Raw genomic sequence first — 23,681 nt, 5'->3', positions numbered from 1 at the left:
GCTACTCTCGGAGAGGATCTGAAACAACCGGCGTGAGGCATGGTGTCACCCCTTCACGGCGCCGGAGGTGAGCCCGGCGACGATGCGGCGTTGGGCGAGCAGGACCAGGATCACCACGGGCACGGTCACCATGAGAGCGGCGGCGGCGATGGCGCCGTACGGCTGCTGGAACTCCGAGTCGCCGGTGAAGAAGGCAAGCGCCGCGGGGACCGTGCGCGAGGATTCGGTCGAGGTGAGCGAGATCGCGAACAGGAACTCGCCCCAGCAGGCGATGAAGGTGAGCAGGAACGTGGTCACCACCCCGGGCGCCGCGACGGGCAGGATCACCCGGACCAGCGCCTGGAGCCGGGTCGCACCGTCCACCTGCGCCGACTCCTCCAGATCCGCGGGGATCGTGCGGAAGAAGGCGGTCAGCAGCCAGATCGCCAGCGGCAGCGAGAAGGAGACGTACGGAATGATGAGGCCGAGCCAGGTGTCGAACAGGCCGAGCTCCGTCCACAGCGTGAACAACGGGCCCACCAGCGCGATCGCGGGGAACATGGTCAGGCTCAGAGCCACGGCGAGCACCAGCCGGCTCCCGCGGAAGCGCAGGCGGGCGATCGCGTACGCCGCGACGGCGGCGACGGCGACCGAGACGGTCGTGGCGATGAGCGAGATGCCCACGGAGTTGCCCAGCGCACTGGTGAACATCGGCTTGGTGAACAGCCCGGTGTAGTTGTCCAGCGTGGGAGAGGCGGGCAGGAACCGGCCGTCGTTCTGGAGGGTCGCCGGCTTCAGCGACAGGCTCACCACCCACACGAGCGGCACCAGCGTCCAGAGCGCGACCAGGGCGGTGACCAGGAGGTCGCAGATCCTGCGCTTCACGGGGAGCCTCCCAGCTCGGACCTGAACGCTCTGACGAACCCGGACGCGATGAGCGCCACGCAGGCGAACAGCAGCACCGAGACGGCCGAGCCGAGGCCGATCTCCAGGTCCCGGATCAGGAAGCGGTAACTCAGGAAGGACAGGGTCTCCGTGCCGACCGCCCCCTGTGTCTGGATGTAGACGGTGTCGAAGATCCGGAAGGCGTCCAGGGTGCGGAAGAGGAGGGCGACCATGATGGCCGGGCGCACGCACGGGACCGTGATCCGCCAGAAGCGCTGCCAGGCGCCGGCGCCGTCCACCCTGGCCGCCTCGTACACCTCGCCCGGAACGGTGACCAGCCCGGCCAGCAGCATCAGCGCCATGAACGGGGTCGTCTTCCAGACCTCGGTCAGCACGATCACCGTGTACGCCGACCAGGTCTCACCCAGCCAGTTGAAGTCGCCGCCGACGAACCCCACGGACGGCTGGAAGGCGAAGCGGAAGGCGAACGCCGAGACCACCGTCAGCACCGCGTACGGCACGAGCACGACCGTGCGCAGCAGGTGCCGCCCCCACAGGACCTTGTGCATGGCCAGCGCGAGCGCGAAGCCCAGCACGAACTCCAGGCCCACGCTGGTCACGGTCAGGACGGCCGTGGAGGCGAGATCCCGCCACCAGTCCTGGCCGGCCAGGATCGCGCCGTAGTTGTCCAGCCCCGCGAACGCGCGCTCGTCCGGCGCGCTGAGCGAGTGGTTCTCCAGTGACAGCCCGGCGGTCCGCAGGACCGGCACCAGGGTCACCGCCATCATGAGCAGCAGGGCAGGGCCGGCCATGAGCCAGCCCAGCCGCTGCTCCGTGCGGGCTCGATTCACTGCCCCACTGCCTCGGCGACCGCGGCCTGGGCCTTGGCCGCTGTGCCGGCGGACACCGACGCGGGCGGGTGGAAGGCCGTCTGGATCGCGGTGGACAGGGCGTTGTACTTGCGGACCATCGGCCGCGGGGCCGCCTCGGCGATCGAGTCGCGCATGACGTCGGCGAACGGGAACTTCGCACGGACCTCCGCGTCGTCGTAGACCGAGGCGCGGGCGGCCGGGATGCCGGCTCCCATCATGAAGCCCTTCTGCGACTGCGCGGAGGTCAGGCAGGCGAGGGCGGCGAAGGCCGCCTCGCGCTGGTCCTCGGGCGTGCCGGCGCCCACGGCGATGTTGGAGCCGCCGAGCGGAGGGGCGCTGGGCAGGCCGGCCGTCACCCTCGGGTAGCGGGCCCAGCCGTAGTCGTCGAAGACCTTCTTGAACGCGGGCTCCTTCCCGGCGCGTTCGGCGGCCGCGGCGTAGACGTAGCCCCAGTTCGTCATGAACGAAGCCTCGCCCTGCTCGAAGGCCGCGCGCATGGTCTCCTCGTCGAGCGTGCTCATGGCCTTCAACGCCGCCGGTCCTGACGCCAGCGAGCTGATCACGGTGGCCGCGGCCCGCCCGGCGTCGCTGTCGAGGCCCGGCTTGCCCGTGGCGTCCACGACCTGGCCACCGGCCGAGGCCACGAGCGCGTTGATGAAGACCGTGTACCCCTCGTACCGGTTGCCGGGGGCGGCGACACCGCGCTCGCCCTCGGGCAGGCCGCCCGCTGCCGCCAGGAGCTGCTCCCAGGTCAGCTCGCCCCTGGCCGGGTCGATCCCCGCCTGGGTGGCGCGCGACTTGCGGTACCAGAGCAGCTGGGAGCCGGACAGCAGCGGCGCGGCGTACAGCTTGTCCTGCCACGTCGCGGACTTCAGGGCGCCGCTCAGCGTGCCGTCCCCGACGGTCGCCGCGGTGGCGGCGGGAAGGGGCAGGATCCAGCCGGCCTCGGCGAACTCGGCCGTCCAGACGACGTCCATGGTGATGAGGTTGACCGACTTGTCCTTGGCCGAAAGCCGCCTGACGAGCTGCTCGCGCTGCTTGTCCGAGCCGTCGGGCAGGGTCTCGACCTTGATCGTGTACTTCTTGTCGCCCGTGCAGGCGGCGACGGCGGCCTGCGTGGGCGTTTCGGCGTTCGGGCCCTGCCACCAGGTGAGGGTGGCCGGGCCCTCGCTCTCGGCGGCGCAGGCGGCCAGCGGCAGGACGGTGAGCGCCGCCGCGGCCAGCCGAAGCAGATTCTTCATGGGGGTCCTTGGGGGGAGGGCGACGATTTTTCAGAGTCATTTATTAATTGAGTCGGAACAATAGGAGACGCAGAAGCCGACGTCAAGGCATGTGCGGTGTCTTCGGCCGGCGCAGGCCGGTCTTGCAGGGGGCTTGCGGGTGAAGCGAAAAAGCCTATGATCGCTCGAAGTGCGGCCGCACCCCCGGTAGCGGCCGCTTCGCCATCAGGCCCACTCCGCCGCTCACGCACCCCATCCGGCAGCTCCCTGCTTCGGCATGCCCATGAACGAAGGACGCCCATGCACTCCAAGGCCTTGCCGCCCCTGCTCGCAGCCCTGACCATCCTGCTTCCCGCCGCACCCGCGGCGGCCGGGGCCCCTTCCGCGCTGCCCCCGGGCGTCACGCTGACCACGCACTCCCTGGGCTCGCAGGACGCCGACGACTTCTGGACCGTCCACGTCTACCTCCCCGCCACCGCCGGCGGCCCGGTCAACACCGCGGGAACGGCTCTGGGCTCCCGGGAGATCGCCGGCCGCGTCGCCGCGCTGTTGCGCGAGAAGGGGTTCGAGCCCCGCGTCGAGCAGGTCGGCCTGCCGGAGTTCGCCGACCGCCCGGCGGGCGTGCTGGGGTGGACCGTGCGGCTGGGACGATACGCCACCGGCGAGGCGGCGGCAGCGGCCCTGGCCGGCGTCCGAGCGGCGGGCTTCACCGGCGGCACCCGCTACACCGCGCAGGACGGCGCCGATCCGCACGCGCCGCAGCAGGTCCATGTGCTGCGCGTCGACTTCCGCGAGTTCCGCGGCAGCGTGGCCACCGACTTCGGGCCGGCGCTGAACGGCATGGAGACCCTGACCGACCTGATCGCCGCCTCCGGAGCCGCGGCGGGCATCAACGCCCAGTGGTTCTACAACCGCGCTCCCGGCGGCCTCTACGTCAAGGACGGCAGGCTCATCGGCTCCGCCACCCAGGGGCGTGGCGGCATCAAGATCACAGGCGGCGGCCGTCACGTCGACGTCGACGCCTACACGGCTCACGTGACCCTGCGCGCGGGCCGGTCGTCGGCCGAGATCGACGGTGTCAACCGCCTGCCCGGCGAGATCTGGAACTGCGGCGGCGTCGGCGGCGACCAGCCCACCGAGAAGCCCCAGCACGACCTCAAGTGCACCGACTCCAGCGAGCTGGTGCGCTTCACCCCCGAGTACGGCCTGCCGCCGGCGGGCGAGGGCGCCGAGGCCGTGCTCGACGCCCAGGGGATGGTGCTCGCGGTCAACGCCACCCGCGGCGCGAGCATCCCGCCCGGGGGCTCGACCATCCAGGCCATCGGCGACAGTGCCCCCTGGCTCCTCGAGCATGCCAGGCCCGGACAGAGGCTGACCGTCTCCGAACGGGTCCAGGACAGCCGGGGCCGCCGCGTGCCGCTCACCCCGGACACCACGATCCTGCAGGTCGGCCCCACCCTGGTCAGGGACGGGCAGGTGTCGGTCAACGCGTCCGCGGACGGCCTCATCCGCGAGGGAAGCGACCAGACGTTCACCTACAACTGGACAGTGCGCGCGAACCCGCGGTCCATGATCGGAATGGACGAGCGCGGGAGGCTCATGCTCGTCGTCGTCGACGGCCGCCAGGCCGGATACAGCGAAGGGCTGGGCATCGCGCGGACGGCGGAGCTGATGAAGCGGCTCGGCGCGGTGGAGGCGATGAACCTCGACGGCGGCGGCTCGAGCGTCCTGGCAACGGCCGGCGCGGGCATCGTCAACCGGCCGTCGGACGCCGCGGGCCAGCGGGCGCTCGGCAACGTCATCCTGGTCAGGCCGTAGCCGCGACGCCGTCCGGTCCACCAGCACAGCTGTACGTCCCACCGGCTCGACGTGTGGCAGATGCCGGTTGATCCTGGACCCGCCTGGGGGCGGCGGATTCCCCAGTCCCGCACGTAGACGTCCCTCTGCCTCGCGTACGCGGCGCCGGCCCTGCCCGAGTCCTTCAGCGGGACGACCCGGACGGTCACCAGGATGCGCCCCTTCGGAGCGCCGGAGCCGGGTCCTTGGCCAGGCAGGCCGCCGGCGCCGGGCGCAGTTCCCGCGGGACGGACGACAGGCCGGGTCGGCGAGGAGGCGGCCGGTCGATCAGGCGCCGCCCCTCACAGGCGCCCGGCCAGGGACACCTTGCGCAGGAAGTCGCGGGTGCGCTGCTCGGCGGGGTCGTCGAAGATCTGGGCCGGCGGGCCCTGCTCCAGGATGCCGCCACCGTGCAGGAAGCACACCCGGCCGGAGATCTCGCGGGCGAACCCCATCTCGTGGGTGGTGAGCAGCATGGTCATCCCGCTCTCGGCCAGGTCCTGGACGATGTTGAGCACCTCGATGACCAGCTCCGGGTCGAGCGCGGAGGTGATCTCGTCCAGCAGGAGGATGCGGGGGCTCATCAGCATCGTGCGGGCGATCGCCGCCCGCTGTTGCTGGCCCCCCGACATCTGGTCGGGGTAGGAGCCGGCCCTGTCGGCCAGCCCGACCCTGCCCAGCATGGCCATGGCCCGCTCCTCGGCCTCCTCCTTGGAGCACAGCCCCGTCTTCACCGGCGCGAGGACGGCGTTCTGCAGGACGGTCATGTGCGGGAAGAGGTTGTAGGACTGGAAGACCATGCCGACCTGCCGCCGGAGGCGGACCAGGTCGACGCCGGGCCCGGACACCACGTCGCCGTCCACGGCGATCTCGCCGCCGTCGATGGTCTCCAGGCCGTTGACGCACCGCAGCAGCGTGGACTTGCCGCACCCGGACGCGCCGATCAGGCTGATCACCTCGTGCGCCGCGACCTCCAGGTCGATGCCGCGCAGCACCGTGTGGTCGCCGTAGGACTTGGTGACGCCGCGCAGTTCGATGAGCGGGCTCATGAGGGCTTCCTTCCGCCGCGGGCCAGCAGGTAGTCCACGAACCGGGTCTGCGGGATGGTGATGACCACGAACAGCAGGCAGACGACGGTGACCGAGGACAGGTTGTAGTAGTTGGCGGAGTAGATCTTGGCCTGGGCGAAGGCGTCGATGATGCCGACGACGTTCACCAGCGCGGTGTCCTTCTGCAGCGCGACGAACGCGCCGAGCAGCGGCGGGACGATCCGCCGGACGGCCTGCGGCAGGATCACGTACCGCAGCGTGTGCGCGCGGGACAGGCCGAGCGACAGCGCCGCCGACTCCTGGCTGGGGTGGATCGACTCGATCGCCGAGCGGTACAGCTCGGCGTTGTAGGCGCTGTAGGTGAGGGTCAGCGCCACGATCGCGTAGACGACCGGGGGAGCGTCACTGATCACCGGGATCCCGGCCAGCGGGACGCCGAAGCCGACGAGGTAGATGACCACGATGGCGGGCAGGCCGCGGAACAGGTCGATGTAGGCGACGGCCAGCAGCCGCAGCGGGCGCCCGCCCCGGCCGGGCGCGAGCCGGGCGAGCGCCAGCAGCAGGCCGAGCACCAGCACCAGCGCCTCGGCGACGAGGGCGATGAGCACGTTGTACCACAGCGCCTTGCCCGTCTCGGCGAAGCTCGTCCTCATCAGGTCCCAGCGCAGGAACGTCTCACGGACGACCCCGTCGCTGACGGTGAGGAAGAAGACGAGTGCCACGAGGCACAGGCAGAATCCGGTGACGCCCAGCGCCGTCCAGGACGACTCGCGGGAGGCCGCGGCGTCCCGGCGCGCGTCGGTGATCCTCCCGCCGGAGAGCGCCCGGGCGGAGGCTGCCGAACCGCGCAGCCCCTTCCAGGCGGGGACCCCCACGAGGACGGCCGCCACCGCGGCGACCGCCAGGACGATCACGGATCCGGCGGCGAGGTGGCGCACCGCGTTGGCCACCACCGCGGCCGTGACCGCGACCGTCAGCGCCGCGCCGGCCCAGGCCGCGATGTTCAGCGGCCGGGAGCGCGGCGGCGGCACGGGCTTTGCGGCGCCGGCCGGCGCCTCGACGGCGGCCGTCATGACACCGGCCACTCGGGCAGGTCGTCGGGGTCGCCGCCGAGGAAGGACTGGAGCTGCTCCTTGAAGAGCCGGTCCAGGGTGCCGTCGGTCTTCATCTCGCCGACGATCGTGTTGACCCCGGCCGTGTTCGCCGAGCCCTTGGGCAGCATGATCGCCGCGTCACCGCCGACCGGGTACTGGCCGATCACCTTGACCGCGTCGCCGATCTGCTGGGCGTTCAGCATGACCAGGGTGGTGTCGAGGATGACGGCGTCGATCTGGCGGGCCCGCAGCGCGGTGATCATGTCGTTGATCGACTGGTACTGCTTGGCCTGCTGCGCGGGCTTGAGCCGCTCGTTGACGAATCTGTCCTGGACGGAGCCGAGCAGGATGCCGATCCTGGCGTCCTTTATCGTCGTGGCGTCCAGGGTGCTGTCGGACCTCACGAGCACGCCGCTCTTGACGTTGAGGTACGGGTCGGAGAAGTCGGCGACCTTCTCCCGCTCCGGCGTCTTGTAGAGCTGGTAGATCGTCAGGTCGTAGTCCTTGGTCCGGCCGCTGACCAGGGCGTCGAACGAGACGTTCTTCAGCTCCAGGCGCGGGATGCCGGCCCGGTGGGCGATCTCGGCGGCCAGGCAGTAGGAGTAGCCGCTCTCGACGCCCTGCGGGGTGTCGCCGTTGTAGTCGCCCGGGGCGGGCAGAGCGGCCTGGATGGTGAGGACGCCGGAGTCGACGGTCGTCAACGGGTGGGCGCCGTAGGTGCCGCTGACCTTGCACGTGCCGTAGGACGGCGCGCCGCCGGCGGCCGTTCCGGATTCGGAGCCGCCGCACGCGGTGAGCAGGGTGAGGCCCAGCGCCGTGACGCCGAGCAGGCCCGCGGCCCGGGAGGTGATGGCCGACATGGTTCTTCTCCTGTGGCTGAGGGGGAGGGGATCAGATCCGCCGGGAGCCGACGACCTGGCCGAGGTCGAAGTCGAACTCCTGGGTGTCCAGGCGGGCGGCGAGGACGCGGATGTCGCCGAGCGGGCCGAAGGGGTCACGGGGTCCGTCCGTGAGCGTGAGGGTGCCTTCGGCGCGGAGGCTGCCGTGCAGGACGCTGTTGGGGTAGTCGACCCGGATGACCTGGGCGATCTCCGGCTCGGAGGCGTGGTCCTGCGCCAGGAGCCGCACCTGGAGGTTGCACGGGCCCATGTCCGGGACGTTCAGCTCGGCGGGCCAGGCGCCGGCCGGCTCGCCCGTGACGGTGATCTCCGAGCGGACGAGGACGTCGCCGTGGCGGCGGCAGGCGAGGCTGAGGCCCTCAGGGGTCCGCTCCCAGGTGAACTCGCCGCCCTTCTTGGGCCACGGCCACATCTCGCGCCCGGCGGCCAGGCCCATGTCGATGTCGATGTACTCGAGCGAGCAGAACTTGCCGACGTGCTCCTCGAAGCGGCACGGCACGTTGAACGCGACGTTGTGGGAGCCCTTGTAGCCGTCCACGTCGCCGATGAGCAGCCAGCTCACCACGACGAAGTCGCCGATGGGCTCCAGCGGCTCGGGCAGCAGGCGCCGGGTGACGCCCTCCGGCACGCCGCAGAGCAGCATCACGCGGGTGCAGTCGCGGAAGTGGTGGGGCGCCGGATGGTACAGCGGCGTCGACCAGTCCGGGATGGTGACGGCGGTGGGTGCGGGCACGGGTGCGCCTCCAAAATCGAAATGGACTCTATTTTGATTTCGGCTAGTCTGTGGCATGAGAGCTTCGGCCGTCAAGGGTCGTCTTCGCAGGTGGCCGCACCGGAAGATCGCGACGATCCTGGGGCCGCCGGCTCGGCCGCTAAGGTGGTCCGGACCCCGGAGGACATGACGTGACCCGCAGCCCACTGATCGACCTGTCGTCGGCGATGCGCCGTGCCCCGGCCCAGGAGCGCAGCAAGGTCAAGGTCCGCGCCATCCTGGACGCCGCCGACGAGCTGCTCGGCGAGATCGGGTACGAGACGCTCGTGGCCACCCCGTGGCCGATCGTCGAGCGTGCGGACGTCACGGTCGGGGTCTTCTACCACTACTTCGAAGGCGGCGAAGCGGTCCTGGAAGCCCTCGGGCTGCGCTACTTCCAGAGCGCGGGGGAGCTGGTCGACGCCCTGGCGGGCCGCTCGTACCCCGACTGGGAGTCGGTGGTGGACGCCGTCGTCGACACCTACGCCGACTTCTACGGCCGCCCGTCCGTGCGCGAGCTGTGGCTGAACAACCGGCTGACGGCCGTGGCCAAGGAGGCCGGCCGCGAGGTCAACGACTACATCTACCGCACCATCACCGACCTGCTGGAACGCGCCTCGGGCGGGACGCTGCGCCTGACCCCCATGGGCGCCCGCATCGCCAACAGCATCGGCGACCAGCTCCTGCGGCTGGTCGAGGACGAGACCGGGCCCGCTCGCGCCGAGATGATCGCCGAGGTCAAGATCGCGATGCGCAGCTACTGCCGCACCTTCCTCGGCGGCACCGACCGCCCCTGACCCGGCCTCGCAGATGGCGATGGGCCCGCCGGGCCCGTGAGGCGCGGCGGACCCATTGCGGCGGGGGCGTCAGCCGCCGCTGATCGCCTTGTCCGAGCCCAGGGCCCTGGTCCGGGTCTGCAGGAAGGTGCGCAGGGTCTTCGCCTCCTCCTCGATCCTGGCGGGGTCGGCCTTCTCGTTCAGCTTGTAGGCCGCGACGAGGTCGTCGAGCAGGCCGGAGGCGGTGCCGCCGGCCAGCAGCTTGGTGTACAGGGCCCGGTACTGCTCCTCGTAGAGCTTCTTGAAGGTGGCGTTCGCGAGGAACTTCTCCTTCAAGGGGTGACCCATGCGCATCATGCCGCCGCCGCCTTCCGGCCGCGTCCGCTCGCCGGGGTCAGGCGCGGTGACGCCCGCGGTCTGCTGGGGGCGTCCCCGGCCGAAGCCCATGCCGATCGTGTCGTTCACGCCGCTCTCGGCGTTCCCGCTGAACGCGAGGTTGAGGTCCCAGGTGACGACCTGGAACTTCTTGGTGTCCAGGTCGTACCACAGGTAGTAGTTCTTGCCGGGCCCGGCCATGTCGTCGAAGTTCACCATGAGGTTCTGCAGGACCAGGTACCGGGCGAACGACTCCACGTCCAGCCGTTCGCCAAGCCCCTCGGCGAACTCGGCGTCGGAGGCTTCGTTCACCCACTTGACCAGGTCGATGACCGGTTGCAGGTCCTTGCCGCCGACCTTGTTGATCTGCTTGAAGTCCTCGGTGTACTCGGTCTGGTCCTCGCCCTTGTACTCGAAGGACCCCGAGGCCAGCGACTTGTACAGCACGCCGTTGCCGAGACCTTCGGCGTAGCCCTCGTCCAGGTACTCCACCAGCAGCCGGGGCGCGGCGGAGCGGCCGTTGACGGTGAAGGCGGAGTAGGTGGAGCGCTGGGTGGGCTCGCCGGCGGCGCCGACCACCGAGATGCCCAGCGCCTCGTTCAGCATCGCCGTCGAGCCCGCCGAGGCCGGGCGCACGGCCACCTGGCTGTGGCCCTGGTAGCGGCGGCCCTCCACGAACTCGTCGAAGCTGATCAGCCACGGCAGGTTCTCCGGCTCCTCGCCCTTGAGCTGGGCGCCGAAGCCCCCCGGCCCGCCACCGCCGCCGAACCCGCCACCACGGCCCGTCTGCGGCTGCCCGGTCTGCGGCTGCCCGGACGGGGATTGCGTGGCCTGGGGTTGCCCGGCCGCCGGCTGTCCATCGCCGGGCCGTTGGAAGCCCTCGGGTGGTTGGAAGCCTTCGGGCGGTTGAAAGCCTTCGGGAACCTGGAAGCCCTCCGGCAGCCCTTCGGGCCGCCGGCCGCCCCCGGGCACGCCGCGCTGCTTGGACTGCCCCTTCCAGGTCAGCCCCATCAGGGTGGAGTTGCCCTTGAGGCGGACGCCCACGCTGGGGATCCGGGTCCCGTCGATGGTCAGGTCGGCCTCGACGTACTTCTTCTCGCCGTCCTTGAAGTACTCCGTCAGCATGTCCTCGTATGCCGCGTCGGTGAAGGTGAGCTTCACGTCGTGCGCCACCGAGGCGTCGAACAGGTCCTTGGCGCCGGTCAGGTTCGTGACGACGGTGTCGGTCTCGGCGGCCTGGGCGCTGGTGACGTACGGGCGGATGGTCCCGCTGCCGAACACGCCCCAGCAGGCGGCCAGGAACGCCGCGCACAGCGCGACGAGCTTCCAGTTGTGCCGCAACTTGACCGGGATGCGGTGCTTGAGAGACGTCATGGCGCTACAGGTCGGTCTGGTCGTACCCGGTCAGGACGGTGACCGACTGGCCGTGGTTGCGCTCGCGCAGCGCGGAGATGACGTCGGCCGGCTCGCTGCCCTTCTTGATCTTGACGGTGTACATCAGCTCCATCAGCGCGCCCGCCCTGATCGACTCCATGCTGACCAGCTCGAACTCGTCGGTGTGCCGCACCAGCACGTCCTGGATGGCGTGCGTGTAGTCGTCGTCCGAAGGCACCTGCACCTTGACGACCTGGCGGCGCACGTTCAGCGCGAACCAGTTGAACCGGCTCATCAGCATGACGATCAGCGAGATCGCCACCGCGGCCACGACGGCCAGCAGGTAGAAGCGGGTGCCGACGGCCATGCCGACGCCCATCACCAGGAAGATGAACCCGACGTCGCGGGTCTCCTTGATGGCGTTGCGGAAGCGCACCACCGACAGGGCGCCGACCAGGGCGAAGGCGCGGGCGATGTTCGAGCCGACGACCAGCATGATGAGCGAGATCAGCATGCCGAGGATCACCAGCGTCTGCACGTACGACTGGCTGTAGGAGACGTTGCGGTGCGTCGCCCGGTACACCCAGCCGATCATCGCGCTGAGCACGAACGACAGCGACATCGCGATCGCGATGTCGGCCACGCTGAACGTGCCCGACAGGTCCTGGAAGGAGAAGTCCATGGGGGGTCATGCCTCCGAGAGAAGAGCCGGCCGGCGGCCGGCGTCGAGGTCGTGGTCCGGGATGTGGAAGATCGAGCGCGGGGCCAGCCCGTGGGCCTCGACGCTCTGGCAGTACTTGGAGACGCGCACCACCTGCAGGTTCCGCTTGGCGGTCAGGTCGGTCAGCCAGTACGGCACCCGGTCGTTGGCCTTGACCTCGACGATCGCCTTGCGGGCGGGCACGATGAGCCGGTTGGTGGCGTCGGCGCCGAGGTGGAAGTCGCGGTCACGGCCGCGGACGCGGTGGTCGAAGGTGACGCGCAGGCCCACGTCGGCGTCGCGGCCCACGTACGCGTGCCGCTGGTAGCCGGTCATCGCCACGGCCCGCAGGTCCAGGCGCAGCACCAGGTCGAGCACCTCCTCCAGGAAGGCGCGCTGGGAAGGGTCGTGCTCGACCATCTGCCGTCCGTCGCACACGCGCAGCGCGTCGCCGTACGGCAGCCGTACGCGCCGCTTCTGCGTGACCCGGTTGACCCGCTGCTTGATCTCGATGAACACCGGGGTGTCCAGGTTCACCGAGAACCGGTCGCCGTAGTGGCGGATGCGCAGCTTCCTGCGGAACTTCAGCCCCTCGATCTTCTCCCAGTAGAAGCGGAGCTGACGGGTGTCGTAGTAGACGCTCCAGATGCCGTAGCCCGCGTCGCCGCTGTGCCGGTCGCGATCCAGCCGCTGCTCGATCTCCTTGCGCAGCTCGGCCGCCTCCGCCGCGTCCACGAGGTACTTGATCTCGTACCGGTTGAAGGCGTGCAGCTTGCTCGGCGCCCGCAGGCGGTGGCCCACCTCGCCGTCCGCCTCGGCACCGGACACCGGCCGGTCGGCGCCGTCAGCGCCGTCAGCGGCGGGAACCGCTCGTTTGCGGAACCTTTCCAGCATGTCCCTCCTTTCGCCGGCACACATCTGACAGGAGGAAGCTGGGAATAATGTGTGAACCGGCCCTGACCTGACGGTGAACGGAGGGTTCAGTCGTCCTCGGGCTGGTTGAGCGGCAGGAGCACGCGGAAGGTGGTGCCGCGGCGCGGGGTGCTCGTCACCTCGATCCGGCCGTGGTGCGCCCGCACGAGCGCCGCGGCGATGGCCAGGCCCAGCCCGGTGCCGCCGCTGTCGCGCGAGCGGCCCGCGTCGGCCCGGTAGAAGCGGTCGAACAGGTACGGCAGGTGCTCGGGATCGATGCCCTGGCCTTCGTCGCGCACCTCGATCAGCGCGGCCCTGGCGTGGGGGGCGGGTCCTGAGCCGACGGACACCGCTCCGGGAGCGGGCACCCCGGCGATCGCGCGCGGCCCGACTTCGACCCGCACCTCCGTTCCCGGGGCCGTGTGCCGGATGGCGTTGCCGACCAGGTTGGCGATGACCTGGTGCAGCCGGTGCTCGTCGCCGAGCACGAACACCGGCTCGTCGGAGACGGCCAGCCGGATGGGCCGATCGCGGTCCCGGGCGCGGGCGGCGTGCACCACGTCCCCGGCCAGCACGTGCAGGTCCACGACGGCAGGCTCCAGCGTGGGCTCCTGGTCCATGCGGGCCAGCAGCAGCATGTCCTCGACCAGGACGCCCATGCGGGCGGCCTCGGCCTCGATCCTGCGCAGCAGCCGCTCGGCCGCCGGATCGCGGGGGCCCTGGCCGTGGTGGTACAACTCGGCGAAGCCCCGGATCGAGGTGAGCGGCGTGCGCAGCTCGTGGGAGGCGTCGGCGACGAAGTGCCGCAGCCGCCGCTCGGAACGCTCGGACTCGCGCAGCGCCGTCGCCAGGCGCTCCAGCATGATGTTGAGCGCTCTGCCGAGCCGCCCGCTCTCGGTCGCCGGGTCGGTGTCGTCGACCCTGCGGTCGAGGTCTCCGCCGGCGATGGCCTCGGCCGTACGCTCCATGCGGGTGAGCGGGCGCAGCCCCAGGCGCACCACGGCGAGGGCGAGCGTGCCGAGCAGCAGCAGCACCAGGCTGCCCACCGCCACCTCGATGATCAGGATCTGGTGCACGGTCGCCCGGTTGGGCTCCAGCGACATCGACACCGCCAGCCTGGTGCCGTCGGGCAGGCCCTTCACCAGCACGCGCCACTGCTCCGGCCCCGTCGTGGCGGGCACGGTGACGGGGCCTCTCATGGCCGTGGAGATCACGGCGGGTGAGATGGCCGGGCCGTTCGTGTTCTCCGTGGGCAGGTTGCGCAGCAGAGCCCCGGACGGGCTGTAGAAGGCGATCCTGAACTGCGTCGGAAGCTCCACGGCCCGCCTCCTGTCGTCCGGCGGCGGAGGAGGCACCGGGCGCCGGCCGAACGTGGTGGACACCTCGATCAGCTGGGCGTCCACCTTCGCCAGCAGCGAACGGTCCAGGAGCAGCACGCTCGCCGTGGCGAAGGCCGCCAGCCCGGCCGCGCACAGTCCCAGCAGCGCGACCAGCAGCCGGTGCCGCAGGGGCAGGGCCGCTCTCACGAGGGCCCCTGCAGCCGGTAGCCGACCCCGCGCAGCGTGTGGATCAGCGGCGGGCCCTCGGCGTCGATCTTGCGCCGCAGGTAGCTGATGTAGGACTCGACGATCCTGCTCTCGCCGTCGAAGCCGAAGTCCCACACACGGTCGAGGATCTGCGCCTTGCTGACCACCCGCTCGGCGTTGATCATCAGGTAGCGCAGCAGGCTGAACTCCGTCGGTGACAGATGGATCGCCCGCCCCGCCCGCCGCACGCTGTGGGCCTGCTCATCCAGCTCCAGGTCCGCGTACCGCAGCACGCCGTCGTCCTCCTGCTCCTCCGCCGGCCGCGTCCTGCGCATGATGGCCCGCAGCCGCAGCACCACCTCTTCCAGGCTGAACGGCTTGGTCACGTAGTCGTCGCCGCCGGCGGTCAGCCCCGCGATCCGGTCGGACACCGTGTCCCTGGCGGTCAGGAACAGCATCATGGGGCTGTCGCCGGCCTCGCGCAGCCTGCGGGCGACCGCGAACCCGTCCAGGCCCGGCATCATCACGTCCAGCACGATGATGTCGGGCCGTTCTCGGGCCACCTCCGCGAGTGCCTGGCGTCCGTCGCAGGCGGTCCGCACGGCGAAGCCGTTCAGCTCAAGGGCTTCGGACAGCAGCTCGCGGATGTTCGGCTCGTCATCGACGACCAGGACTTTCGCGGCAGGGTGTTCGTTCACGACCTCGTTCTACACGCTCACGGTGAGAGCAATGTGTGAGGCGGCGCCGCCGATCCACAGCGCGCTCACCGGCCCGGCGGCGTCGACCGCCAGCCCGCCGACGAGGGCGCCGAGGGCGATGGACAGGGCCAACATGGACGCGTACAGGGAGGACGCGGCCTCGGTGGCGGTGGGAGCGGCGTTCCGGATCCAGGTCTGGAACGTGACAGGGACGGCGCCGTGCGCCAGCCCCCAGACGACCAGCACCGCGGCCGCTGACAGGACGCCGTGGCCGTCGATCGCCAGGGCGGCCATGGCGGCGGCGAGGAGCAGGCCGATGCCGCACACGGTCTGCCGCAGACGCGTGCTGACCAGGGCGCCGGCGAGGAAGTTGCCGCAGATGCCGGCGACGCCGAAGACCGGCGACAACATGCCGATCATGCCGTCGGCGACGCCGTCGTCCTGGAGGATGGGCCGCGGGAAGGTGTACGCGGTGAAGTGCCCGGTGATGACCAGGAAGGTCATGGCGATGCCGACGCGCAGGGCGCTGTGGGCGCGCAGCACACGCGGCAGGTCCGCGATCCTCATCGTGCGCTCCGGCGGCAGCTTCGGCATCACGACGACCATGCAGGCCAGCGAGATGAGGCCGAGCACGCCGACGGCGGCGAACGCGGTGCGCCAGCCGGCGAGGTCACCGGACAGGGTGCCGGCGGGCACGCCGAGCAACGCCAGCACCAGGCGGCGGTCGATCCGGGCGGTGGCCACGGTCACCAGCGGCGCCGCGACGGCGGCCACCAGCCCGGGCACGGTGACCATGAGCGCGGTGGTGCCCTCGGACAGGTCGAGGGCGGTGCCGATGGGGGTGAGCAGTCCGACGGGCAGCAACTCGGAGGTCATCAGGGCGAAGACGCCCAGCGTCACGGCGAGGATCGCGAGCCGGCCCCGGACCGGTGAGAGGCCGGGGCCCCGGGCCGCGACCGGCGGCCTTGCGTGAAGACCGCCGGGGCGACGACCGAGAGGTTCATGCGTGAGGGAATGGTCACGTTCGTCATGGCCGCCACGCTAGGGGTGCGATCGGCCCATGACGTGGTGCATTCCGGCGGGTGATTCTTGGGTCAATTTCGGCCCACCGCCGCGCGGCTCCTCGACCACCCGGCACCACCGCGCCTCCGCCCCCGGCCGCCTCGGAACGGGGCGGGGGCACGGGAGGCGGCGCGTTCGTACGGCGGGCCGGCTGTTGATTCGGCGCCTGTCCTGCGGCCTTCCGGGATCACTTCTTCTGAGCGACGGCGGCCGCGAGCTTGGCCACCTCCGCGTCGTACCCGCGGCGCAGGTCGATCGGCTGACGGATCGCGGCGAACGTCGGCAGCTCCGCGCCGTCCAGGCGCACCGGGACGAAACGCCCCCCGGAGCCGTCGTAGACCCGGGTCAGCAGCGCCGCGTAGGCGTCCATCAGCTCGGCGTCCCCCACCGAGTTCCGGCTGAACAGCAGCGCCCCGTGCGCCGCCTTCTCGATGGCCTCGCCCTTGGCGATCAGCCCGACGATCCCCGGCCCGACGGACCACTCGGCGAAGAAGACGGTCAGGCCGTGCGCGGTCAGCAGCCGGCGGGCCAGCCGCCTGGCCGCGTCCGCGTCCGCGTCGACGTAGGAGAGGAACAGGTCGTACCGCTCCCCGCCGGGGTCGGCGGGGAGTCCGGCGGCGGGGGGCCTGCGGCGGAGCCTGGTCAGCCCCGCCGCGAACAACGGCACGATCGCGACGACGGCGGCGACCGCCCCGATCCACTCCGGGATCACCCGCCCTGCTCCAGTTCCTTGTCCGGCTTCATGTCGCGCAGCCGGCCGAGCATGTCGCGCAGCACCATGAGCTGGAGGTGGTCCCCGTCGCCACCGGCCATGAACTCCGGCCCCTTCATGCTGGAGATGGCCTTCGCCAGCTCGATCAGCGTGTGCCGGTCCGCCCCCAGCAGCTCGACGTCGATCTGCTTGTCGGCGTCCACGCGGCGGCGCTCCGCGCGGGCCTTGGCCTCGTCGATCTGCTCCTCGACCGTGAGGAGGCTGTGGGTGATGTGCATCCGCCTGCCGCGCAGCTCCTCGTCGGCCGCCTCCTGGAGCAGGGCGTTGAGCTTGGGGTCGTCGGCCTCGACGGCGCCGAGGTTCGTCTGCAGCGCCTCGACGCCCCACTCCTCCAGCGCGCTGCGCACCTTGGCGGCGAAGGCGGTGCGGGTCTCGGCGTAGCGCCTCAGGAACTCGTCGATCGTCCCCGCCATGGCGATGCCGTTGAAGTAGCCCGCCACGGTCGAGCCGAGCACCCGCTCCACGAAACGCTGCACGGGGCGGGGGTCGTCGTACAGCCCGCCCAGCGGCGAGTTGCCCGTGCCGCCGAACTCGCTGACCAGCGTGGGCGCGGCCGCCTCCGGGATGCGCAGCGTCTGGTTCATGTCCACGCGCAGCCGGTAGCCCTGGACGTTCACCACGATGGGGTCGAGCTCGGCGTCGTAGTTGCCCGACTGCGAGTCGCTCTTGTCGCCCCATTCGAGGGTCACCACCCGGGTCGGCATGAGCACCACCCGGACGAACCACGGGTTCAGGGCCAGGACGGCGCCCTCCTTGAGGGTCTCCTCCTGCACGCCCCTGGTGCCGCCGCGGGCCAGGAACTCCCACGGCTTGCGGAAGCTGCTGTGCCCCTCGACGGGCTCGCCGATGGCCGCGCTCCCGGCGCCGTCCAGCGTGACGACCACGCCGGTGTGGCCGATCGGGATCGGCACCTCCTTCAGGTGCGCGGCGGTCAGCCTGTCCTCGGCCTCGTCCACGTTGTCGACGGTGATGACCTTGAACAACTTCGGGTTGATGTCGTACGAGGCGCCGCCGGGCAGCACCGCGAGCTGCCTGCCCTGCTCCCCGCCCGAGTCGAGGAAGGCCGCGCCGTCCTGGAAGTTGTCGCACTCGACGTGGCAGCCGAACGGCCGGTCGGCCGGCGAGATCCGACCCGCCAGCGCGTGCACCAGCCCGACGGTGCCGCGCGGCACGTACGTGCGCGGCACCGTCTCGACCGTGAAGAGCCGGGTGTTGATCAGGTAGGTGGTGTCGCCGTCGAGCGTGGCGACCTGATGGCCCTGCTCGCCGCCGTTGAGCAGGAACGCCTGGCCGTCCTGGAAGTTGTCGCACTCCTTGACGTACCGCCCGAGCTTCCTGCCGCGCGGCCTGGGCCGGCCCTCGTGCGCCACGACCAGCCCGATCATGCCGGCGGGCACGTGGACGCTCTTCACGAACTCCACCGCGTACAGGCCCGGCGGCAGCCACGTCACCCGGCCCGGCGCCAGCGCCCTGGCCTGCACGCCCTTCGTGTTGCCCGGCGCTACCCGCGGAAAGGCCGGGTCCTTGCGGCCGAGCCTGCGGGTGACGACGCCGACGTGGTGCTCGGGCACCGAGATCCGCCCCGCGATCGCGACGTACCCGGCGGCTGCCATCAGCGCCAGAAGGGCGACGGCGAATATGATCATATGCATTCCTTCCACGCGCGTACCTTGAGATGAACGGCGAGGACAGTGGTGGCCCACTGCTCGTACCAGTCGAAGAACTTCTCGTTCTGCGGGTTGCGGAGGGTGGGGAAGAAGCCGGTGTAGGCGGGCCAGGCGGCGAAGTCGCGGTAGTGGCGCGGCATTTTGGCACGTTCCGATTCGCGCCAGCCGTAGGCGAGCTGCTGGCGCATGAACTCGACGTCCAGCCCCCTGCGCACCTCGGCCAGCGCGGCCTGCGCCCGGAAGCCGTGCCTGCCGTGGGTGTGCCCGGCCCAGAGCGCGTCGATCCCGCCCAGCAGCTCGTACGGCAGGGCCGCGCCGTCGCGCTCGGCCAGCCAGCCCTCCTCCAGCCGGTCGGCCGCCTCCAGCAGGATCAGCGTCGTCAGCAGGTCGGCGTGCCGGTGGTCGCCGGCCTCGAGCAGGCCGTCCAGCCTGGCCAGCGACGAGGCGGCCGGCAGCCGCAGCGCGCGCACGGGCGGACTGGCCAGCGGGGCGGGCAGCAGGCCGCCCGCGTCCAGTGGCTTCCCGGCCGTGTGCGCCCGGTACAGGCGCCGCAGGATCGCCAGCTCGTCCGCCCCGAGCGGCCTGCCGTCCCTGGCGTCGATGTACCAGGTGTGGGCCAGGTGATAGTTGCGCCTGCCGTGCAGGAGGACCGGGACGAAGGGGCGGGCGTGCAGCTCGCCCTCGATGATCATCCGAGTGATGTCGTCGGAGTCCTGTGACGGCGGCGACATCAGCACGATCACCCCGATCGCGTGCCTCAGCCGCCTCCTGATCTCCCAGAACTGCAGGTCGCCCGGCTCCAGGCTGCCCAGCCACCACACCGGCAGGCCGGCGGCGCGCAGCTGCAGCACCAGCCGCAAGGCGTAGTCGTGGTCCGCACCCACGTGGCAGAGCACGAAGCAGTCCTGCTCGGGAGGGACCAGCGGGCGCGGCGGCGACGGCAGTGCCGCCTCCAGGTTCTCCCTGGCTGCGCCCTCGCGTTCCCGATGGGGTTCCCTCCGGGCGAGGATGTCGACCAGTTCGTCCACCTTCTCGTCGTAGTCGTCTCCCTCGACGCCTCTGAAGTCGCGCCAGACCCGCCCCTTGGTGAACGCGGGCGGCTCGGCGTCGCCGATGAGCACCGGGATGAACCGGATGCCCCTGCCCATCAGCGCCGCGTGCTCCTCCATCGCCCTCGGCGAGCGGAACAGCGCCGGGCTGACGACGGCGACGCAGGCCATGGAGTCCCTGATCGCCTTGTCCAGCCGGTGCGGCACCACGTCGCCGGGCAGGATGTCCCATTCGTCGAAGAAGACCGTCAGGCCCCCCGCTATGAATCTCCCGGCCAGAGTCCGCGCCCAGGCGGCGTCCTCGCCGGCGTAGGAAACGAATACCTCGATCAATGTCAGCTCCTTCTGGGACAGATTCAACGCCCGCGACCAGGGCCGGGGGAGCGGCCGGCGATTATCCGTACAACTCCGTACACGGCCGGTTACCATGGCGGCGTGCCGGGTCTGGGGAGGTGCTCGTGCGGGAGCAGGAACTCATCACGACCCGCGAGGAGTTCGGCCAGGCGCTGACCCGGCTGCGCGAATCGGCCGGGGTGTCGGTGCGCCAGGTGGCGGCCAAGGTGGGGGCCGGCATCGCCCCCAGCACGCTGGGCGACTGGTTCGCCGGGCGCGGCCTGCCCTCCCTCTCCTCACGCGACCTGCTGGTCGAGGTCCTGCGGGTGTGCGGGGTGAGCCAGGACGCGGACGTCGAGCAGTGGCTCAACGCCTGGCACCGGGTACGCCGCGCGCCCGGCCGGCGCCCGGCGGGGCCGGAGCCGTACCGGGGGCTGGCGGCCTTCGGGACCGAGCACGCCGAGTGGTTCTTCGGCCGCGCGGCGCTGACCGAGCAGCTCGTCGCCCGCCTGGCCGAGCCGGGCCTCCGGCTCGTGGTGGGCGCCTCCGGCTCGGGCAAGTCCTCGTTGCTGCGGGCGGGGGTGGTGCCCGCGCTGGGCCGCGAGGCCGCCGTGTTCACGCCGGGGCCGCACCCGATGGCCGCGCTGGCACGGCAGCGGGGCGAGGTGCTGATCGTGGACCAGTGCGAGGAGGTCTTCACGGTCTGCGAGGACCAGGACGAGCGCGCGAGGTTCATCGCGGCGCTGGGCGAGGCGGCCGAGCGGGCGGTGGTCGTGGCCGGCCTGCGCGCCGACTTCTACGGCCAGGCGATGCGCCACCCCGAGCTGCTCGCGGCGATGCGCTCCGGCCAGCTCGTGGTCGGCCCGATGGGCGAGGACGAACTGCGCGCCGCCGTCGTCGAGCCCGCCCGCAAGGCCGGCATAGAGATCGAGAACGGCCTGGTCGAGCTGCTGCTGCGCGAGGTCGCCCCGGCGCGCGCCGACGGCGAGGCGCATGAGGCCGGCACGCTGCCGCTGGTCTCCCACGCCCTGTACGCGATGTGGCGCGAGAGCCAGGGCAGGCGGCTGACCATCGCCGACTACCGCAAGGTCGGCGGCATCGGCAGGGCCGTGGCCGACAGCGCGGAGAAGGTCTACCTGGGCCTGAGCGAGCACCGCCAGGAGCTGGCCAGGAGGCTCTTCCTGACGCTCGTCCACGTGGCGTCCGGCACCGCCGCCACCCGCAGGAGCATGACGATCGCCGAGATCCTCGCCGACCACGACCCCGCCGTGGCGGCCGAGGCGGAGGACGTGCTCGACCGCTTCGTGGCCGAGCGCCTGATCACCGTCGACCTCGACAAGGTGCAGATCAGCCACGAGGCCCTGGTCACCGCCTGGCCGCGGCTGGCCGGCTGGCTGGAGAGCGACCGGGCGGGGCTGGTCGTCGGCCGCGACCTGGCCGAGGCCGCGGCGCGGTGGGCCGGGGAAGGCGAGGACCCCGGCGCGCTCTACCGCGGCTCGCGGCTGGCCGTGGCCCGCCTCTGGGCCGCGGGCGCCGGACCGCACGCCGCGCCCGGGCCGCAGGCCCGGCGCTTCCTGGCGGCGTCCGTCGAACGCCAGGAGGCGGAGGCCGCCGCGCAACGGCGCGGCACCCGGCGGCTGCGACGGCTCGTGGCCGTGCTGGCGGCGCTGCTGCTGCTGACCACGGCGGCGGTGGTGGTCGCGGCACGCGGCCAGCGCGACATCGGCGACCAGCGCAACGCCGCGCTGTCCGGCAAGGTCGCCAACGAGTCGGTCGCGTTGCGGCCGGGCAACCCGGCGCTGGCCGCCCAGCTCGCCCTGGCCGCCCAGCGGCTCACGCCGACCACCGAGTCGCGCGGCGCGGTGCTCAGCACGCTGGGCAATCCGTACGCCAACGTGCTGAGCGCCCACGCCGGCGCGGTCTACGCGGTGAACTACAGCCCCGACGGCAGGCGGCTGGCCACGGTGGCACTCGACGGCACGCTGCGGATGTGGGACGTGACGGATCCGCTGCGGCCGGGCGCGCTGTCGTCGGTGACGGGCGACGCCAAGGGCATCTCGGCGGCCGCGTTCGCGCCGGGCGGGCAGGTGGTGGCCACCGCGGGCAACGACAACACGGCCGGCCTGTGGGACGTGCGCGACCCCCGGCGCCCCGTGGCGCTGGCCACGATGGGCGGGCACACCATGGGGATCATCGGGGTGGCGTTCAGCCCCGACGGGACGATGCTGGCGACCGCCTCCTACGACGCCACTGCCCAGGTATGGAACGTTTCGAATCCCCGCAAGCCGTACCTTCTGAGCACGCTCGAAGGCGCGCCCAAGGAACTGTCGGACGTCGTCTTCAGCCCCGACGGCCGGACGCTGGCCATCACCGCCTTCTCCAACGACGTCATGCTCTGGGACGTCGGCGACCCGCGCCACCCCGAACGCCTGCCCGACCTGCGCGGGCACACCCGATCGGTGCTGGCGGCCGCCTTCCACGGCGACACCCTGGCCACGGGCGGCTTCGACGACACGGTACGGCTGTGGGACCTGCGCGACCCCCGGCGCGGCAGGCACCTGGCCACGCTCTCCGGGCACGAGGACGGCGTGGTCGCCATCGACTTCAGCCCCGACGGCCGCTCCCTGGCCACCGGCAGCTACGACCGCACGGCCCGGCTGTGGGACCTGACCGATGTCCAGGCCGAACCGATCGTGATGGCGGGGCACTCGAACACCGTCTACACCGTGCGCCACAGCCCTGACGGCCGCGTCCTGGCGTCCGGAGGGCGCGACGACACCGTACGCGTGTGGGACCTGCGCCGGCCCCTGCTCGGCGGCCAGCGCGGCACGGTCTACGCGCTCGCCTACAGCCCCGACGGCCGCCTGCTCGCCACGGCCGGCCACCCGACGATCAAGATCTGGGACGTGTCGGGCGATCCACGCCCGCTGGCCACCCTGACCGGGCACACCGACGGCGTCACCGCCGTCGCCTTCGCCCGCGACGGCACCCTCCTCGCCAGCACCGACCTGGACAGCTCGATACGCCTGTGGGACCTCACCGACCCGGCCCGCCCCCGGCTCCTGTCCGAGACGGCGGCCGGGATCGGCAACATCTTCGCCGCGGCCGTCAGCCCCGACGGCAGGAGCCTGGTGGTGGCGGGCGAGAAGTTCGACGTGCACGTCTGGGACATCTCCGCCCCCGGCCGTCCGGTGCTCCGGGCCGTCGCCAAGGGCCACGAGGCCGCCGTCAACGCCGTGACCTTCAGCCCCGACGGCCGGCTGCTGGCCACCGGCGGCGGCGACCGGACCATCCGGCTGTGGCGCGCCACAGACCTGGCCCCGCTCGGCGTCGCCGGAGGCCACGGCGGCACGGTCTACTACCTCGCCTTCGACCGCACCGGCACGCTGCTGGCCAGCGGCAGCGGCGACCGCACGGCCCGCCTCTGGAACGTGCGCGCCCTCGACCGGCCCATCGCCGTCCTGCGTGGCCACGCCGACAGCGTGCAGTCGGTGGCCTTCAGCCGCGACGGCCGCACGCTGGCCACCGCCGGCGACGACCGGACCGCGATGCTCTGGGACATCGCCGACCCGGCCGCGGCGACCCCGCTCGCCACGCTGACCGGTCACCTGGAGCAGGTCAACAAGGCGGCCTTCAGCCCGGACGGCGCCACCCTGGCCACGGTGTCCGGCGACTCGACCGCCCGCCTGTGGCCGGTCGACCCCGGCCACGCCGCCCGGCGCATCTGCGCGCTGGCCTTCCCGCCGATCAGCCCGGCCGAGTGGCGCCAGTACCTGCCCGGCGTGCCCTACGACCCACCCTGCCCCGGGACCGCCACCGGCCGCGCCTCGGCGGACTGACCCGCCCGCCTTC

The 23,681-nt window shown here is 71.8% G+C and carries 19 protein-coding genes; 3 read left to right on the top strand and 16 right to left on the bottom strand.

Translation table 11 applies throughout. The features are described 5' to 3' along the window. Window positions 1-45: 45 nt before the first annotated feature. Genes HD597_RS25250 through HD597_RS25240 form a run of 3 tightly spaced genes read right to left on the bottom strand, consistent with a single transcriptional unit; the run spans window position 46 to window position 2,977 of the window. Complete coding sequence (locus tag HD597_RS25250) at window positions 46-864, bottom strand: carbohydrate ABC transporter permease (RefSeq protein ID WP_253745189.1); 819 nt, start codon at window positions 862-864, stop codon at window positions 46-48. Continuing rightward, on the bottom strand, window positions 861-1,715 hold the full coding sequence (locus HD597_RS25245) for a carbohydrate ABC transporter permease (protein WP_253745188.1): 855 nt from the start codon (window positions 1,713-1,715) through the stop codon (window positions 861-863). The genes HD597_RS25250 and HD597_RS25245 overlap by 4 nt, the downstream gene beginning before the upstream one ends. Further along, window positions 1,712-2,977 carry an extracellular solute-binding protein gene (locus tag HD597_RS25240; RefSeq protein ID WP_253745187.1) on the bottom strand — a complete coding sequence of 422 codons (1,266 nt, stop codon included), beginning with the start codon at window positions 2,975-2,977 and terminating at the stop codon, window positions 1,712-1,714. The genes HD597_RS25245 and HD597_RS25240 overlap by 4 nt, the downstream gene beginning before the upstream one ends. Before the next feature lie 279 nt (window positions 2,978-3,256). Between HD597_RS25240 and HD597_RS25235 the strand changes: the two genes are divergently transcribed. Continuing rightward, the gene (locus HD597_RS25235; protein ID WP_253745186.1) at window positions 3,257-4,774 is read left to right on the top strand and encodes a phosphodiester glycosidase family protein; all 1,518 of its coding nucleotides are present in this window, start codon (window positions 3,257-3,259) and stop codon (window positions 4,772-4,774) included. 320 nt (window positions 4,775-5,094) lie between these two features. On the opposite strand, the gene HD597_RS25230 is transcribed toward HD597_RS25235, so the two are convergent. From HD597_RS25230 to HD597_RS25215, 4 genes are read right to left on the bottom strand one after another with little or no spacing between them, the layout of a single operon-like run. Continuing rightward, the gene (locus HD597_RS25230) at window positions 5,095-5,841 is read right to left on the bottom strand and encodes an amino acid ABC transporter ATP-binding protein (protein ID WP_253745185.1); all 747 of its coding nucleotides are present in this window, start codon (window positions 5,839-5,841) and stop codon (window positions 5,095-5,097) included. Continuing rightward, window positions 5,838-6,926 carry an amino acid ABC transporter permease gene (locus HD597_RS65950; protein WP_253745184.1) on the bottom strand — a complete coding sequence of 363 codons (1,089 nt, stop codon included), beginning with the start codon at window positions 6,924-6,926 and terminating at the stop codon, window positions 5,838-5,840. Before HD597_RS65950 ends, HD597_RS25230 begins: the two co-directional genes overlap by 4 nt. Beyond that, a complete protein-coding gene (locus tag HD597_RS25220) occupies window positions 6,911-7,795 on the bottom strand; it encodes an ABC transporter substrate-binding protein (RefSeq protein WP_253745183.1) in 885 nt (294 codons plus the stop codon). Before HD597_RS25220 ends, HD597_RS65950 begins: the two co-directional genes overlap by 16 nt. Window positions 7,796-7,826: 31 nt before the next feature. Continuing rightward, window positions 7,827-8,567 carry an acetoacetate decarboxylase family protein gene (locus HD597_RS25215; protein WP_253745182.1) on the bottom strand — a complete coding sequence of 247 codons (741 nt, stop codon included), beginning with the start codon at window positions 8,565-8,567 and terminating at the stop codon, window positions 7,827-7,829. A gap of 170 nt (window positions 8,568-8,737) precedes the next feature. On the opposite strand from HD597_RS25215, the gene HD597_RS25210 reads away from it, so the two are divergent. Then, a complete protein-coding gene (locus HD597_RS25210) occupies window positions 8,738-9,382 on the top strand; it encodes a TetR/AcrR family transcriptional regulator (RefSeq protein WP_253745181.1) in 645 nt (214 codons plus the stop codon). Window positions 9,383-9,451: 69 nt separating this feature from the next. Here HD597_RS25210 and HD597_RS25205 read toward each other — a convergent pair whose 3' ends face one another. The 9 genes from HD597_RS25205 to HD597_RS25165 form a co-directional block, all read right to left on the bottom strand. Then, window positions 9,452-11,110 (bottom strand): CotH kinase family protein, encoded by a 1,659-nt coding sequence (locus HD597_RS25205; protein WP_253745180.1) that lies wholly within the window; start codon window positions 11,108-11,110, stop codon window positions 9,452-9,454. A 4-nt stretch (window positions 11,111-11,114) separates the two neighbouring features. Beyond that, window positions 11,115-11,792 (bottom strand): DUF4956 domain-containing protein, encoded by a 678-nt coding sequence (locus HD597_RS25200; RefSeq protein WP_253745179.1) that lies wholly within the window; start codon window positions 11,790-11,792, stop codon window positions 11,115-11,117. A gap of 6 nt (window positions 11,793-11,798) precedes the next feature. Beyond that, window positions 11,799-12,704: a polyphosphate polymerase domain-containing protein gene (locus HD597_RS25195; RefSeq protein ID WP_253745178.1), complete on the bottom strand. Its 906-nt coding sequence runs from the start codon at window positions 12,702-12,704 to the stop codon at window positions 11,799-11,801. 86 nt (window positions 12,705-12,790) lie between these two features. Next, on the bottom strand, window positions 12,791-14,248 hold the full coding sequence (locus tag HD597_RS25190; RefSeq protein WP_253745177.1) for a sensor histidine kinase: 1,458 nt from the start codon (window positions 14,246-14,248) through the stop codon (window positions 12,791-12,793). Next, window positions 14,245-14,946, bottom strand: a complete 702-nt coding sequence (locus tag HD597_RS25185; RefSeq protein ID WP_253745176.1) for a response regulator transcription factor — start codon at window positions 14,944-14,946, stop codon at window positions 14,245-14,247. Before HD597_RS25185 ends, HD597_RS25190 begins: the two co-directional genes overlap by 4 nt. A 9-nt stretch (window positions 14,947-14,955) precedes the next feature. Continuing rightward, the gene (locus tag HD597_RS25180; RefSeq protein WP_253745175.1) at window positions 14,956-15,846 is read right to left on the bottom strand and encodes an MFS transporter; all 891 of its coding nucleotides are present in this window, start codon (window positions 15,844-15,846) and stop codon (window positions 14,956-14,958) included. 349 nt (window positions 15,847-16,195) lie between these two features. Continuing rightward, the gene (locus HD597_RS25175; protein WP_253745174.1) at window positions 16,196-16,720 is read right to left on the bottom strand and encodes a toll/interleukin-1 receptor domain-containing protein; all 525 of its coding nucleotides are present in this window, start codon (window positions 16,718-16,720) and stop codon (window positions 16,196-16,198) included. After that, entirely contained in the window at window positions 16,717-18,426 is a 1,710-nt protein-coding gene (locus HD597_RS25170; protein WP_253745173.1) for an SPFH domain-containing protein, read from the bottom strand. The genes HD597_RS25175 and HD597_RS25170 overlap by 4 nt, the downstream gene beginning before the upstream one ends. Further along, window positions 18,423-19,829 (bottom strand): TIR domain-containing protein, encoded by a 1,407-nt coding sequence (locus HD597_RS25165; RefSeq protein ID WP_253745172.1) that lies wholly within the window; start codon window positions 19,827-19,829, stop codon window positions 18,423-18,425. Before HD597_RS25165 ends, HD597_RS25170 begins: the two co-directional genes overlap by 4 nt. 125 nt (window positions 19,830-19,954) lie before the next feature. Between HD597_RS25165 and HD597_RS25160 the strand changes: the two genes are divergently transcribed. Next, entirely contained in the window at window positions 19,955-23,668 is a 3,714-nt protein-coding gene (locus HD597_RS25160) for an nSTAND1 domain-containing NTPase (RefSeq protein ID WP_253745171.1), read from the top strand. Window positions 23,669-23,681 lie beyond the last annotated feature (13 nt).

This window comes from Nonomuraea thailandensis (assembly GCF_024172165.1).
GTDB classification, from domain to species: domain Bacteria; phylum Actinomycetota; class Actinomycetes; order Streptosporangiales; family Streptosporangiaceae; genus Nonomuraea; species Nonomuraea thailandensis.
The sequence above is the reverse complement of the archived record's forward strand: the minus strand, read 5'-3'. Positions and strand labels throughout refer to the sequence as shown.